Genomic DNA, 13943 nt, shown 5'->3' on the forward strand with positions numbered 1-13943 from the left:
CCCACCCACCAACCCCCCCCCCCCCCCCCCAAACCCCCCCACCCCCCCCCCCCCCCCCCGCCCCCCCCCCCCCCCCCCGCCCCCCCCCCCCCCCCCCCCCCCCCCCCCCCCCCCCCCCCCCCCCCCCCCCCCCCCCCCCCCGCTTCGCGTTGCGGTCCGGTTTCGGCCACGGAGTGACGCATGTCACGCTCGCCGCGAGGGAATTGCTGGGGGCATGACAGATGACGCCAAGGTGAGTGGGCTGTCGGACGAGGAACGGCTGGCCCAGCTCGGCTACACCCAGGTTCTGGCCCGCCGCATGTCGGCGTTCTCCAACTACGCGGTCTCCTTCACGATCATCTCGGTCCTGTCGGGCTGCCTGACCCTCTACCTCTTCGGCATGAACACGGGCGGCCCCGCCGTCATCACCTGGGGCTGGGTCGCGGTCGGCCTGATGACCCTCTTCGTCGGCCTGGCGATGGCGGAGATCTGCTCGGCGTACCCGACCTCGGCGGGCCTGTACTTCTGGGCGCACCGCCTGGCGCCGCCCCGGACGGCGGCGGCCTGGGCCTGGTTCACGGGCTGGTTCAACGTGCTGGGCCAGGTCGCGGTGACCGCCGGCATCGACTTCGGTGCCGCCTCCTTCCTGGGCGCCTACCTGAACCTGCAGTTCGACTTCGAGGTGACGCCGGGCCGCACGATCCTCCTCTTCGCGGCGATCCTGGTCCTGCACGGCCTGCTGAACACCTTCGGCGTCCGCATCGTCGGCCTGCTGAACAGCGTGAGCGTGTGGTGGCACGTCCTCGGCGTCGCGGTGATCGTCGGCGCGCTGACCTTCGCGCCGGACCACCACCAGTCGGCGTCCTTCGTCTTCGGCGAGTTCGTGAACAACACGGGCTGGGGCAGCGGCGTCTACGTGGTCCTGATCGGTCTCCTGATGGCCCAGTACACCTTCACCGGCTACGACGCCTCCGCCCACATGACCGAGGAGACCCACGACGCCTCGACGGCCGGCCCCAAGGGCATCGTCCGCTCCATATGGACGTCCTGGATCGCGGGCTTCGTCCTCCTCCTCGGCTTCACCTTCGCGATCCAGTCCTACGACGGCGCCCTGACCTCGCCGACCGGCGCGCCGCCCGCGCAGATCCTCCTCGACGCCCTCGGCGCCACGGCCGGCAAGCTCCTGCTCCTCGTCGTGATCGGGGCGCAGCTGTTCTGCGGGATGGCCTCGGTCACGGCCAACAGCCGCATGATCTACGCCTTCTCGCGCGACGGAGCACTCCCGTACTCCCACGTCTGGCACTCGGTGAACCCGCGCACCCGCACGCCGGTCGCGGCGGTCTGGCTGGCGGCACTGGCCGCGCTGGTCCTCGGCCTCCCGTACCTGATCAACGTCACGGCGTACGCCGCGGTGACGTCCATCGCGGTCATCGGTCTCTACATCGCCTACGTCATCCCGACGCTCCTGCGGGTCCGCAAGGGCGCCGCCTTCGAACGCGGGCCGTGGCACCTGGGCCGCTGGTCGCAGGCGGTCGGGGTGATCGCGGTGACGTGGGTCGTCGTCATCACGGTGCTGTTCATGCTGCCCCAGGTGTCCCCGGTCACCTGGGAGACCTTCAACTACGCGCCGATCGCCGTCCTGGTCGTCCTGGGCTTCGCCGCCACCTGGTGGCTGGCCTCGGCCCGCCACTGGTTCCTCAACCCCGACCACGAACGCACCCGCGCCCGCGCCGCCGCCCGCGCGAACACCCCCGAGCCGGTGGACCCGTAACCCCGGAGCCCCGCTCTCCCCGACGCGGCCGGGACCCCGATACCCGATCGGCGTCCCGGCCGCGGCGGGCTATGCTCGGTGTGGCAACATCACGCAACACCGCGCGACACACCGCCTGGGCCCTTAGCTCAATTGGCAGAGCAGTGGACTTTTAATCCATTGGTTGTGGGTTCGAGTCCCACAGGGCCTACGGGTGCGGGGGAGGGGATACCCCCTCTGACCTGCTACGCAGCGCTCGGATCGGCCTCGGTCGACTCGGGCGCTGCTTCGTTTTCCGGCTCTTGCGTGAGCGATGCGTGAGCGGATGCGCCTGTGTCCTGCGGATCGGCCGGGACCGAGGCGGACGGTTCGGCAGCTGCCGGACGAGACCGGGGGATCAGCTTCGCCGCCTTCTCGGCGATCTCACGGTCCAGCTCGGGGAGCAGGCTCGTGTAGGTGTCCGAGGTCAGCGTGATGGTGGAGTGCCGGAGCGTCTCCTTCACCGTGTGGATGTCGCCGCCTCCTCCGTGCGTGAGCGTCGCGGCCACGTGACGCAGGTCCCGCAGGGTGATGGGCGGCAGGTCGGTCGTGGCGAGGATGCGGCGGAAGGTCTCCGAGACCGTCTCCGGGTGGAGCCAGGAGCCGTCCTCCTTGGTGAAGACCTTGCCCGTGTCCTGCCAGGCGCTGCCCCAGGCCGCGCGTTCTTTGTCCTGACGGGCCTTGTGTTCGCGCAGCACGGCGATGTTCATGCTGTCGAGCGCGATGGTGTTGGCGCTGCCGTCAGTTTTCGGCTCGGACTCGTAGGGGTCCCAGCCGTCGACCACGATTTCCTTGGCGGGGGTGATGAGGCCGGCGCCGAGATCGACCTCGTGCCAGTCCTGGCCGACCGCCTCGCCGCGGCGGAGGCCGCGGGTGCCCATCAGGTGGAAAGCCGCGTACAGACGGTCGCTCTCGGCGGCATCGAGGAAGACGCCGAACTGCTGCGGGGTCCACACCATGACCGGGCCAGGGATTTCACCCGTCTCCCGCCAGCGCCGTACCCGTTCATCGGTCCAGAGGAGCGGCTTAGGGCGCCGGCCGGACTCAAGTTCGACGTGGGAGGCCGGGTTGAAGGTGATGAGCTGCTGGGCGATCGCGGAGTTCAGGGCCGCGCGCAGGGTGCGGCGGATCGCCTGCCGGGTGGCTGGGCCAGTGACCTTCCGGAAAGGCTTCATCTCCGCCAGCTTGGCCCGCTCGACCGCGAGGAGCCTCCGCTCGGCACCCACGGGGCGGCCGGGCTTGCTCGGCTTACAGCGGGCGATCTGCTCGCGGCGGGCCTCGTTCTCGGCCGCGATCACCTCGTTCTCGTCGGCGATCGCGTCGAACATCTCGACGAGATGGCCGACGTTGAGTCGGTCGAGGCGTACATGGCCGATGCGCGGCTTCAGGTGGACGCGGATGTGGGAGGCGTAGCCGTTGAGCGTGGTCTTGCGGCGCTTCTTCGCAGCGAACCACTGGTCCAGCCACTCGCCGACGGTGAGGCTGCCACGGAGGGCAAGGCCCGCCCTGAGGCGGCGTCGGGTCTCCTCGATGGCCGGCAGTGGGGCCTTCTCGGCTGCGACCTCCTCCAGCATGGTGACGAGGCGCTGGAGGCTGTCGGGGTCGTCCTTGTCCGCCAGGGCGAGCAGGGAGCGGACGTGGTCCAGGTCTGCCTGAGCGTCCTTCAGGGACTCATAGCCGGCGCGGCTGAAGGAGCGGCGGGTGCCGTCCTCGCGGGGTGGCAGCTCCTGGCGTATGGAGTAGTAACCGTGCTTGCGGCTCTTGCGCTTGGGGCAGGCGGAGCCGAGTTCCTTGCCGGTCTTCGGGTTACGGCAGGAGCAGCGGCGGTAGGTGGAGCCCTTCAAAGGCGTTCCTCCGGGGTGGTTTCGGTATCGGGCTCGGGCGGGTCGACGTCACCCAGCGCGGGTGGCAGGTCGGGTGGGGTGGCTCCCTCCTCGCGGAGGTCGCGGCGGAGGTGACGGAGTCTGTACTTGGCGGAGATGGCCTGGTCGGCGTACTTGCCCCGCTGGCGCTCGGCCTCTTCCTTCTCGGCGCGGCTGGTGGCTGTCTTGGCCGCGAACCGCGCCCGTTCTTCCTCTTCGATCGCGGCGAGAGCGGTGCGGACGAGGCTGGCGTGAAGCTCGAAGTCGGGGACCAGGCCCGCGTCGTGGCCGGGCACGTCCTCCTCGCCGGTGAAGCGGCGCAGGGCGTCCCAGGTGGGCACGAGGTGCTGGAAGGGGAGTTCCTGGGTCTGTTCGACGTAGCCGACAGGGAAGATCAGGCAGACCGGGTACGTCTCCAGGGCGGCGGCCAGGGCCATGACGTCCACGAGGGGGAGGTTGGCCCGGCGGCCGGACTCCATGTTGGCGATCACGTTGCGCGGGATGGGGTGCCCGAGTTCCTCGCACCGGTCCGCCAGGTCCTGTGCGCTCCATCCCATCTCCTTCCTTCTGCGCCGGACTTCGCCGGCCACGTTGGCCTTGATCCGGTCCGCCCACTCGGGGACGTCGTCCTCGTCGCTTCCATCATGGGAGCCATGTTGTGTCATGAAGACACAGTAGCTTCGTCATCCTGGTTTGTAGACGCCTGGAGACGGATGTGATGACCGCGTTCGCCGAGGGCCGCATGGAAAGGAGTGCGCTGTATGCGCGACGACGCGACGGCCGCAGACTCGAAGGGTGTGAAGGGGATGAGCCGGGAAGAGGTACTCGCCCTTCCCGTGGCGGTTGACCTGGACACGAGCAATCGGGCGCTGGGGCTCGGCCGGAGCAAGGGGTATGAGTTGGCGAAGCGGGGCGCCTACCCGTGCAAGGTGTTGCGGCTGGGCAACGCCTACCGGGTGGTGACCGCAGATCTGTGGGAGCTGCTCGGGCTGGCGGCGTGAAGGCGGGGGAGTGTAGCAGGCGGTTCTGCGCTGAGCTGACACAGAAACGCTGGACTGTTGCCGGGGGTGGACCTACTGTCCGTGTTCCCTCGGGGAGCAGACCGCGTGTCCCGAGAAGGGACAGAGCACGTGTCCCGAGTCGGGACAGAGCGCGTGTTCCGACTCGGGACACGGCGAGCCTCCGGCGCGGCAACGCCAGAGGCTCGGGAATCCCCGTCGCCCGCATCCAACGAACGATCCGCGCCGTCGGGCCTGCATGCCCGGCGCCGCAGAAGAGGAGCCGCCCAGTGCAACCTGACAACCCCGCGCCCTATTCCGCCCCTGTACCTGCCGCTTGGCCGCCGGTCGCGGTGCCGGGCAAGCCTGACCAGGGCGACACCCAGCCCACCGCGCCGGTCGAGGCGGCCGGGACTCTGGTGCCGGCTCCGGCTCCGGCTCCGGATCCGGAGCCGACCGCCGGGTCGGCGCTGCTGGACGAACTGCGTGCGCAGATAGCGAAATTCGTGATCCTGCCCTCGCCGGAGGCGCTGGACGCGGTGACGCTGTGGGTGGCGGCGACGCATCTGCAGCCCGCTTGGCAGCACGCGCCGCGTCTGGCGGTGGTGGGGCCGGCGAAGCGGTGCGGCAAGTCGCGGCTGCTGGACGTGCTGACCGAGACGGTCCACGAGCCGATGCTCACCATCAACACCACCCCGGCTGCGGTGTTCCGGTCGATCACCGAGGAGCCGCCCACGCGCCTGGTGGACGAGGCGGACACCATCTTCGGTACGCCGAAGATGGCGGAGAAGAACGAGGAGATGCGCGGTCTGCTGAACGCCGGCCACCAGCGCAACCGCTTCGTCACGCGGGTGGTCGGCAACGACCACACCCCGCACCGGTTCGCCACCTTCGCCATGGCGGCGCTCGCGGGGATCGGTGACCTGCCCGACACGATCATGGATCGGGCTGTGGTGATCCGTATGCGCCGCCGGGCGGAGGGTGAGCGCGTCAAGCCCTTCCGCTCCCGGCGCGACATCCCCGCCCTGCACGACCTGCGCGACCGGATCGCTGCATGGGCGAGGCCGCTGCTGGACGAGGCGGCGGACCTGGAACCGGACATGCCGGTGGAGGACCGGGCCGCGGACACCTGGGAGCCGTTGGTCATCATCGCCGACCTGGCCGCCGGATCCTGGCCCCGGCGCGCCCGCCAGGCGTGTGCACGGATGGTCGCCGCCGAAGTCGAGGCAGAGGAGGACCGGCCCGGCGGAGCCCGCATCCTCGCCGACATCCGCAGGGTGTTCGCGGCCCAGCGCGAGCCCGACAGCCTCACCACGGACGAACTACTCCACCAGCTTCGCCAGGATGCCGAGAGCCCCTGGGCGGAGTGGGGACGCAACGGGCTGAACGCCAAGGACCTGGCAGCGATGCTCCGGGAGTTCGGCATCAGGCCCGGCAACGTCCGCCTCGCCGACGGAACCCAGCGCAAGGGCTACATGCGCAACAAGTTCCTCGACGCCTGGCGGCGCTACTGCCCCACCGTTCACTCAGTGAACGCCGCACCGGCCGCCCCCGCCGCAGACTGAACCCCACACCCCCGGGTCCCCGTACCTGCCGTCCCTGCCGTGATCTCGCAGGTCATACGGCATACAGGCAAGACGGCAACCGGGGCCAATACGGCAACTCGATCATGGTGATCGCTGGCTGCCGTCAGGACGCCGCCCGGATCCGTCTTGTGCCGTCCCGCGCGTCCCCGCCGTATCACCGCAGGTCAAAGCCCAGTCCGCCGGGACGGCACGACGTAACGGTGCCGTCCCGGCCCGCAGGGGATACATCGAGACGCAACCGGCCGATCGCGCGCCGCGAGGCCGCGCCCCGCACACGCCGGACGGCACGCGAACGCCGCGGGTACGGCAGATCAAGGCCCTGCCGTACCGGCCCTGACCTGCGCTTGCAACGGCCAAGACGGCAAGACGGATCACACCACCCACCCCAGGAGCACCCCGCTTGACCCTCCCCACCCCCATGAGTCGGGGGCACCGCCCCGACGAAGGACGGCTGTCGATGACCAAGCAGGACATCGAGCGATACACGCTCGGTGCGGCCGGAGTCGTCATCGTCGCCCTCACCATCAGCGGATTCTGGCTGTCGTACGCGCACCTCGCCGAGGTTGCCGGCCAACACGGGCTGCGCAGCTCTCCCACCCGCCGCTGGGCCTGGCCGGCCACTTTGGACGCCTTCATCATCGCGGGCGAACTGCTCATGCTCCGTGCGGGCCTGCGCAGGGTGACCGACAAGTGGGCCATCGCCCTCACGGCCACTGGATCGGTCGGCTCCATCGCGCTCAACGTGGCCGGGGTCAACGGCACGGGCGGTGCGAGCACCGTGCCGCTGCTCGACTACGTGGTCGCCGCCGTTCCGCCGACCGCCGCGCTGCTGGCCTTCGGCGTCCTGATGCGCCAGATCCACCAGCTCGTCGACCAGCCCGCAGGCCATCCGGATCCCTCCCCGGTTCAGGCGCCGGAACCACCGGACACCACCCTCGTCAAGGCCACCGAGCCCGTACAGCCCACCGCGCAGGCGCCCGCCGTACCTGCCCAGCCGCCGGAACCACCTTCCGAGCTTACGGAGAGCAGGCCACGCGGCGGCCGTCCGCCCAGCGCCACGCTTGAGGAACTCGTGGAGATCGGCCGGATCGCCCTCGCCGAGCACGGCACGCTCACCCGGTCCCTCCTCCGGAAAGCCGTCAAGGACAAGGGGCTGACGATCAGCAGCGAGCGGCAGACCGACGTGATGAGCGTCCTGCGGCCCGAAATCGAAGCCACCGCCGAAACCGGTCCGGACGGCAACTGACCGGAACACCTACGGGGTGACCGGAACCCTTCCGGTCACACCGGCCAGCCAGCCACGTCGCCCGCTCATCCACAACCTGTGGACCGCGCGCTGGCCACCAGTGCCGGCCAGCCCTCTCCTACGACCCGCATGCGCATTGCGCCCCCTTTCGGAGAACCGCCCGTGACGTCACCCCTGCCCCGCACCGGCCACCCTGCCGACGAGCCACTGACCCAGACGAAGTCTCCTACGCTGATGGGCCGTCTGAGGAGCGCGTTCGGACGGGGTGCCCCTGGCGGAGCCAGTAGTACCCCGAGTCCGACTCAAGGCCGCACTTCGGGGGTCTCCGCCCCGGGGGTGGCGGAGACGGCCCAGCGCCAGGGGGCGCCGGACCAGGAGGTCGTGACCGAGGGCGGCTCCGACACCGACGCACTCCACGCTGTGCAGCGCGATGTCCTCCGCCCAGCCCGCGCCAACCAGACCCTCGCCGGCGAGCCCGCCGTGCACAGCGTGCAGCCTGCCATCCGCCGCTTCACCGGCACCAAGCGCGTGGTCCGAGTCGGCCCTCTGCGCTTCACCGGCGACGAACACATTCGGCTTCAACGAGCAGCCGCCGAGCACGGCTACAAGGGCGACTCCGGCTTTGCCGCCGACATCGTCCTCGCCTTCATCGCCGGACGGTTCACCGCCAACCTGCCCCTGTCCGAGGACCGCCGCCGCACCCACCACTTCCGCGCCCAGGTGCTGCGCCAGCTCAACCGGATCGGCATCAACGTCAACCAGATCGCCCGCGCCCTCAACAGCGACCACACCCCACCCGACATCCGTCAGCGCCTGACCGAACTGCAGCAGTTGCTGGAGCTGATCGCCGAAGCTCTGCGTCAGCCAGTCGACGAGGAGCCGGAGGCAGTCGCGTGATCGCCGCCATCAAACCGGTCGGATCCAACACCCGCGGCCTGCTCGCCTATCTCTACGGCCCCGGCCGCCACGACGAACACCTCGACCCGCACATCGTGGCCGGGTTCGCCATGCTCGGGATGCCCGATCCCGGCCGCAACGAGAACGCCACCCTCACCGAACTAGCCCGGTACCTCGACGAGCCCGTGCGACTGCGCAACAGCGAGTTCGGACGGAAGGTCACCGACCGCGTCTGGCACTGCCCAGTCCGCGCCGCACCCGAGGACCGCTACCTCTCCGATGCCGAATGGGGCGAGATAGCCCAGCGCATCGTTGAGGCGGCCGGCATCGCCCCGGCGGGTGACGACCTGGCCTGCCGGTGGATCGCCGTACGCCACGCTGACGACCACATCCACATCCTCGCCACCACCGTCCGCGAAGACGGCCGCCGCCCCAAACTCCACGACAGCGGCCTGCGCGTCGGCGACGCTTGCCGCGAGATCGAGAAAAACTACGGGCTCAGGCAGTTGAAGAAGGGCGACCGCACCGGCGCCCGTCGCCCCACCCAGGCCGAGATGCACAAGGCCGAACGCCTCGGCTGGGACAAGACCAGCCCCGAATGGCTCCAGGACGGTATCCGCGCCGCCATTCCCCACGTGACCAACGCCGAGGAATTCATCGCCTACCTCGCAGCCGACGGCATCGAGGTCAAGGCCCGGCGCGGCCCGTCAGGTGACCTCCTCGGTTACGCCGTCGGCCGTCCCGGCGACCTCAACGAGAACGGCCAGCAGATCTTCCACTCCGGAGGCAAGATCGCCCCCGACCTCTCCCTGCCCAAGATCAAGGCACGCCTCGAATCCAGCCTGCCCGAAGAACACCCCACCGCCCGCCGCAACCGCCCCAGCACCCCGTGGCACCAGGCCACCGACGCACTCGACACCCTCCACACCGACCTGGTCGACGACACCAACGCCCAGGCCCACATCGCAGCCCTCGGCGAACTGATCGAAGCCACCGCCCAGAAAGCACCCGGCAACCTGCGCGCCGAACTCCAAGCCGCCTCAGCGGCGTTCGCCCGAGCCCAGCGCTCCCAGATCCGCGCCGAAGACCGCGCCGCCCGCGCCGTGCGAAGCGCGGCGCGCGACATCGTCCACACGGCCACCGGCCCTGACGGCAGCGCGCTGGCTGCCCTGCTCGCAGCCCTCGTCTGGGCCGCCGTCGTCGCTGGGCGCTGGCACGAGGCGAAGGACCATGCTCACCAGGCCGATGCCGCCCGCCAGGCCGTCCAACACCTTCAGGCAGCCGTAGACCGTGCCCTCGCTCCGACGCTCGCCGAACTCACAGCCCGACCGCCCAGGAAGGAAGCCCGTCGCGTTGTCGCGAACGACGTGCGAGCTGCTGTCCCCGACCACGCGGAACGGATCCTCGCCGACCCAGCCTGGCCGGCGCTCGCCACCGTCCTTGCCGACGCCGAAGCCCGTGGCCACCAGCCCCACCAGCTCCTTATGGAGGCCGCTGCTCAGCGCGAGCTGACCACCGCCCGGCAGCCCGCCCGCGTGCTGATCACCCGTATCCAGCACACCGGCCGCAACCCGGCACCCAACCGCCGAGCCGAAGCCGCCCGCCGCCGCTCAACCAGCGGGGCATGGCCTGCGGGAGGCGCGATCCCGGCACCGCAGCAGGCCGCCCGTGTCGCCAGTCCAGGACGGGACACCCGTCCCCGGCGTTAGTGGCTGATGCTCTCGGGGATCTTGGCTTCCTCCCTGTACGTGCATTACGCGTAGTGGGATGTTGGAGGGCCGGCGCCGGTCGGGTTGTCGTCGGCCTCAGGTGTTCCACTCGCCCTAGGAAGGGTCGACCGTGGCTTCTGATCACGACATGCTGTGGCGTCGCTGCGCGCACCTGGGTCGTGTCCTGTTGCCTGTGGTGGATGAGGAGGCGTGGCGCCAGGCCCGACGTCACGAGCGTCTGGGGGCCTGGGGCATCAACATCGCGGCAGGCGAGCGGCTGATTGAAATCTTCGCGGCCCTTGCCGCCCATGCCGTCGCGATCGACACCGCCGTGTCTGCCGCAGAGCTTGACCTCCTGCCTCTGAGTACGGTGGCTGACGCGGCGACCGGTAAATGCGACTCCGAGTTGCTCGCCGGTCTCCCGGGCACCTTCGCCGACGGCCGAGATGAACTGGCCGTCAAGGTCTTTCGGTTGTACGCCTACAGGGGCGGGCAGTACAGCCGTTGGCTCTTCCAGCTGAGCACGGAATTGCGCAGTGCACTGAGTGTCCTCGCCGAACGCTCGCGCATGCCGTTGCCCCGGTGCGGGCACGTCTTTTTCTGGGCGGCTGCAGCCGGCCTGCCCGGTGATCACGGAAACTTGACGAGCTGAGGTCACGTGGCGTCCGGGGGGCGTACTGCAGAAGACCCGCCCTGGCCACGGGGCTCGTGCCGTGGGGGAACGGCAGGCTCTCCCGAGACCAGGGCGGGGGCTCAACTGCGTCGCAGGAACCTGCTCTGGCCGCGGTGCCTGCCGGTACGTCGGGCCGAGGGCGGTCCCGCGACCGTGGCTGCGGGAGAGGGATCAGAGGAAGCCGGTTCATCCCTGCTGAGCAGCGACTCCCAGACGCGCGCTTGGAGTTCGCGGATGCAGGGCCCGCACGCGTACATGGGAGCCTGAGCGCCGGCGACGCTCGCGGGGCCGATCCACAGCACGCGTGTCCAGCGTCGGCCGCAGTAGAGCCAGCAGAACCCGTCGACCCATTCGTTGCCGTCGTCCGTGGCTGCTGGGGCGGGTAGCCCGCCCCGGGCGAATTCCGCGATCCCGGGTATCACCCTGTGCTGTAAGGCGATTTCCGTCAGCATGGTTCGTCGGTTTCCTCGATCAGGAGCCCTGGGCCACCGCGGATGCGCTCTCCTGCTTCTCGTCGTCGGAGAACAGCAGGGTGGGCTCGGCGAGGATGTCGCGGCCGGCCTCGCTCTTGTAGATCTCGTCGACGCTGCCGAACCGGGCCTGGGAGTAGTCGAGCCCCAGAAGATCGGCGGCCTGGCGGACGGACGCCTCGTCGGGCCCCTCGATCTCCAGGAACGTGGGGAGGTCGGGCCAGGTGTCGAAGTCGAAGGCGACCTCTCCCAGGCGCCACTCCTCGCGGTAGTTCTCCTGGTAGCGGACCTCGGTGAGGCCGACCCGGCGGAGGATGTCGGCCATGGCGTGCAGGTCGGCAACCTCGGTCTCGATCTCCTTGGTGCCGTCGATCGTCGTGGCGTCGGTGACCTGCTTGAGCGTGAGCGTCGAGCGGGTGCCCTCGTCCCGCAGGCGGAGCCACGCCCCGCCGTCGAGCGAGTCGTTCTCGAAGATCTTGCGGGTGAGGAGGGTGCGGGGGAGCGCCTGGACGGCGCCGAGGGCAGCCAGCTTTGCCTGCAGATCGGCGACGTCGACGGCCAGGAACTTCGCCTCGTACTCGTGCTTCATGGATCCTTCTCTCAGAGACGGTCGGTGAGGGTGGACGAACGGGCCGCCAGGAGCAGGCCCATGCGATGGATGTGGTCGTGTGGCTGGCCGATGTGAGGCCGCTCGGTGAACTCGTTCGTGCGCAAGGTGAGCAGCACGTCCCAGTCCCCGAGGAAGTGACGGTGCAGGCGCTCCGGAGAGGTGTAGTGCTCCACCAAGTGATGGCGCTTATCCACGGGCATCATGAACTCCGCACCGAACACACCGCCCGGGCGGACCAGGCGCTGCATGCGGTCGACGAACTCGGCGAGAGGGCGGTGGTGGTTGGCACTGTAGTGCCACGAGCAGCTCGTCCAGACCGCCTCGCACGGCACGTCCAGAGGTTTCCCCGCGAGGAAGTCCTCTTCGATCACCCGCACACGGTCGTGGAGTTCCTCCAGCTTGAGCCGGTCGATCAACCCCATGGCGTGCACCTGGCTGTCACCCGGGAGGCGTACCTCACCTCCGTGCACGGCGAGCGCGTCGCGTTCGATGGCCACTACGCGGTACCCGGCGGCGGCCAGGGGCAGGACGAACTTGCCGTCGCTCGCACCGACGACCGCGATGGTGGAGTCAGGAGCAACACGTTCCCGCAGGGTCGCGAGGAACTGAGGGAAGAAGGTGAGGGTGTGCTCCCACAAGCTCTGTGTCTGCATGGGAGGGCGCTCCTTGCGTATCGGTGGCGGTGATCACGCGGAGGACTTGTTCGGGGGTGAGCCCCGTGGTGTCGATGCGTCGCATCGGGAACGAGGCGTAGGCATCCGCCACTTGGTCCGTGACGGTCTCCGTCAGCGCGTCCCATCGCGATATCGGCTTGTCCCGGGCTGCGAGGCGGCGCCGGCGTTCGTCGTCAGCGCAGACGAGGTAGTACGTGACGGGAGTCGGCAGCCAGGCCGGCAGAGTGACGCCGAGCCGGGCGCCCAAGGCTCGGTGGTTGGTGAGGCACCGGGCGAAATAGCTCTCCACGACAACCGGAACGCCGTTTCTGAGGTGCCGCTGGATCTCTTCGGCTGCTGTGAACAGTGCGGAGAGGTAGAGGCACATCCGAGCCTCGACGTTCGTCCGCCTGTCCACCTCGCGCCTGAGGGGCTGGTAGAAGGCTGGCACGGTGGGCACAAGGACGGCTTGACGGGCAACGGCGAGCATCGGAGCGATCGTCGACTTCCCAGTGCCCCGTAAGCCTTCCAGGCTCTCGAATCTCGGCTGGTCAGGCACGGGCGTACACCACGTCCGGTACGGAGAGCGTGAGCTCATCGGTGGCGGAGGGCCTGTGGACGATGCGGTTCGCGGCCTTCTCGTACCAGAACGCGTGGGAGTCCTTGCCCACTGCCTTGCACGACATGGTGAGCGCACCGCGCGGGTCGGCCTCGATCCGCTCGATCTCGCGGGGCCCGCCGGACGGAGCGCAGACCTCTGGCGCGCCGGACTCGGAGAGGTCCTCATCGACGATCACTTCAAGCGGCAGCCTGGTCTTCGCGAGCTCTTCGCGGAGCCGGCCGTAGGCGGTCGTGTCCGTGACCAGCAGCTCGGGGTGGTCAGCGGCATTGCCTACCGGCCGTAGGTGGTGGAGCTTCAGCTGCCGGACGCCGAGCTGCCCGAGGATGCTGGTGAGAGGGAGGACCTCGCCGATGTTCTGAGAGGTCACGGTCATGGTCGCACCCGTCGGGACACCGAGGTCCCTTGCCAGGCTGAGTGAGCTGAGGGCGCTCTGGTAGCTGCCGCGCTTGCGGATGCCGTCGTTGGTCGAGCCGACACCCTCCAGGGAGACCCGGAGCAAGTCCAGGTGCGGAGCGATCTCGGTCAGGCGGCGCTCGATCCGGTATCCGTTGGTGCAGATCTCGACGCGCTGGCCCAGTTCCTGCTTGGCGTGCCGGACGACCTGCGGCAGCTCCCGGTAGACGAACGGTTCCCCGCCGAGGAGGGTGACGGCCTCCGTGCCGTACTCGTCTCGCATCAGGGAGAGAAGACTGACGGCTTCCTCGGCGGTGAAGGCGTCGGCGTACTGAAGCCGCTTGCCGTGGAAGCAGTGCAGGCACGTGAAGTTGCAGCGGTACAGCAGCTGCAGGTACAGCATCCGGATCTTCCTGATCCCGGTAACTTCCCCGATCACATGGGCTCCTTCGGCTG

At 69.5% G+C, this 13943-nt stretch carries 13 protein-coding genes and 1 tRNA gene; 8 read left to right on the forward strand and 6 right to left on the reverse strand.

Annotated elements, in window-relative coordinates; genetic code table 11:
- The first annotated feature begins 214 nt into the window (after positions 1 to 214).
- Together ACIBCJ_RS35345 and ACIBCJ_RS35350 are read left to right on the forward strand one after the other, a co-directional pair.
- Positions 215 to 1750 carry an amino acid permease gene (locus tag ACIBCJ_RS35345; protein ID WP_362106919.1) on the forward strand — a complete coding sequence of 512 codons (1536 nt, stop codon included), beginning with the start codon at positions 215 to 217 and terminating at the stop codon, positions 1748 to 1750.
- A gap of 117 nt (positions 1751 to 1867) precedes the next feature.
- Positions 1868 to 1940: transfer RNA gene (locus ACIBCJ_RS35350), tRNA-Lys, on the forward strand.
- A 34-nt stretch (positions 1941 to 1974) separates the two neighbouring features.
- On the opposite strand, the gene xerC is transcribed toward ACIBCJ_RS35350, so the two are convergent.
- Together xerC and ACIBCJ_RS35360 are read right to left on the reverse strand one after the other, a co-directional pair.
- Positions 1975 to 3612 (reverse strand): site-specific integrase, encoded by a 1638-nt coding sequence (gene xerC, locus ACIBCJ_RS35355; RefSeq protein ID WP_365979609.1) that lies wholly within the window; start codon positions 3610 to 3612, stop codon positions 1975 to 1977.
- The gene (locus ACIBCJ_RS35360) at positions 3609 to 4295 is read right to left on the reverse strand and encodes a helix-turn-helix transcriptional regulator (RefSeq protein WP_365979610.1); all 687 of its coding nucleotides are present in this window, start codon (positions 4293 to 4295) and stop codon (positions 3609 to 3611) included. Before ACIBCJ_RS35360 ends, xerC begins: the two co-directional genes overlap by 4 nt.
- 96 nt (positions 4296 to 4391) lie before the next feature.
- Here ACIBCJ_RS35360 and ACIBCJ_RS35365 point away from each other — a divergent pair, with 96 nt between their 5' ends.
- The 6 genes from ACIBCJ_RS35365 (at position 4392) to ACIBCJ_RS35390 (ending at position 10718) form a co-directional block, all read left to right on the forward strand.
- Positions 4392 to 4631 carry a hypothetical protein gene (locus ACIBCJ_RS35365; protein WP_360063471.1) on the forward strand — a complete coding sequence of 80 codons (240 nt, stop codon included), beginning with the start codon at positions 4392 to 4394 and terminating at the stop codon, positions 4629 to 4631.
- A gap of 287 nt (positions 4632 to 4918) precedes the next feature.
- On the forward strand, positions 4919 to 6193 hold the full coding sequence (locus tag ACIBCJ_RS35370) for a DUF3631 domain-containing protein (protein WP_365979611.1): 1275 nt from the start codon (positions 4919 to 4921) through the stop codon (positions 6191 to 6193).
- 478 nt (positions 6194 to 6671) lie between these two features.
- Positions 6672 to 7460, forward strand: a complete 789-nt coding sequence (locus ACIBCJ_RS35375; RefSeq protein ID WP_365979612.1) for a DUF2637 domain-containing protein — start codon at positions 6672 to 6674, stop codon at positions 7458 to 7460.
- A 336-nt stretch (positions 7461 to 7796) separates the two neighbouring features.
- Complete coding sequence (locus tag ACIBCJ_RS35380) at positions 7797 to 8357, forward strand: MobC family plasmid mobilization relaxosome protein (RefSeq protein WP_365979613.1); 561 nt, start codon at positions 7797 to 7799, stop codon at positions 8355 to 8357.
- Complete coding sequence (locus tag ACIBCJ_RS35385; RefSeq protein WP_365979614.1) at positions 8354 to 10066, forward strand: relaxase/mobilization nuclease domain-containing protein; 1713 nt, start codon at positions 8354 to 8356, stop codon at positions 10064 to 10066. Before ACIBCJ_RS35380 ends, ACIBCJ_RS35385 begins: the two co-directional genes overlap by 4 nt.
- Before the next feature lie 130 nt (positions 10067 to 10196).
- Positions 10197 to 10718 carry a hypothetical protein gene (locus ACIBCJ_RS35390; RefSeq protein WP_365979615.1) on the forward strand — a complete coding sequence of 174 codons (522 nt, stop codon included), beginning with the start codon at positions 10197 to 10199 and terminating at the stop codon, positions 10716 to 10718.
- 492 nt (positions 10719 to 11210) lie between these two features.
- On the opposite strand, the gene ACIBCJ_RS35395 is transcribed toward ACIBCJ_RS35390, so the two are convergent.
- From ACIBCJ_RS35395 to ACIBCJ_RS35410, 4 genes are all read right to left on the reverse strand, one after another.
- Positions 11211 to 11798, reverse strand: a complete 588-nt coding sequence (locus tag ACIBCJ_RS35395; RefSeq protein WP_365979616.1) for a class IV adenylate cyclase — start codon at positions 11796 to 11798, stop codon at positions 11211 to 11213.
- Positions 11799 to 11809: 11 nt separating this feature from the next.
- Entirely contained in the window at positions 11810 to 12472 is a 663-nt protein-coding gene (locus ACIBCJ_RS35400; protein ID WP_365979617.1) for an SAM-dependent methyltransferase, read from the reverse strand.
- Entirely contained in the window at positions 12390 to 12962 is a 573-nt protein-coding gene (locus ACIBCJ_RS35405) for a hypothetical protein (protein WP_365979618.1), read from the reverse strand. The genes ACIBCJ_RS35400 and ACIBCJ_RS35405 overlap by 83 nt, the downstream gene beginning before the upstream one ends.
- Before the next feature lie 61 nt (positions 12963 to 13023).
- On the reverse strand, positions 13024 to 13926 hold the full coding sequence (locus tag ACIBCJ_RS35410) for a radical SAM protein (RefSeq protein WP_365979619.1): 903 nt from the start codon (positions 13924 to 13926) through the stop codon (positions 13024 to 13026).
- Positions 13927 to 13943 lie beyond the last annotated feature (17 nt).

It is taken from the genome of Streptomyces sp. NPDC051136, from assembly GCF_044455745.1.
In the GTDB taxonomy this organism is placed as follows: Bacteria; Actinomycetota; Actinomycetes; order Streptomycetales; family Streptomycetaceae; genus Streptomyces.

Bases quoted from the DNA above. Each gene is read 5' to 3' on its own strand.
- ACIBCJ_RS35345 (WP_362106919.1), top strand. From the start codon at position 215: ATGACAGATGACGCCAAGGTGAGTGGGCTGTCGGACGAGGAACGGCTG.
- ACIBCJ_RS35360 (WP_365979610.1), bottom strand. From the start codon at position 4,295: ATGACACAACATGGCTCCCATGATGGAAGCGACGAGGACGACGTCCCC.
- ACIBCJ_RS35365 (WP_360063471.1), top strand. From the start codon at position 4,392: ATGCGCGACGACGCGACGGCCGCAGACTCGAAGGGTGTGAAGGGGATG.
- ACIBCJ_RS35375 (WP_365979612.1), top strand. From the start codon at position 6,672: ATGACCAAGCAGGACATCGAGCGATACACGCTCGGTGCGGCCGGAGTC.
- ACIBCJ_RS35395 (WP_365979616.1), bottom strand. From the start codon at position 11,798: ATGAAGCACGAGTACGAGGCGAAGTTCCTGGCCGTCGACGTCGCCGAT.
- ACIBCJ_RS35400 (WP_365979617.1), bottom strand. From the start codon at position 12,472: ATGCAGACACAGAGCTTGTGGGAGCACACCCTCACCTTCTTCCCTCAG.
- ACIBCJ_RS35405 (WP_365979618.1), bottom strand. From the start codon at position 12,962: ATGCTCGCCGTTGCCCGTCAAGCCGTCCTTGTGCCCACCGTGCCAGCC.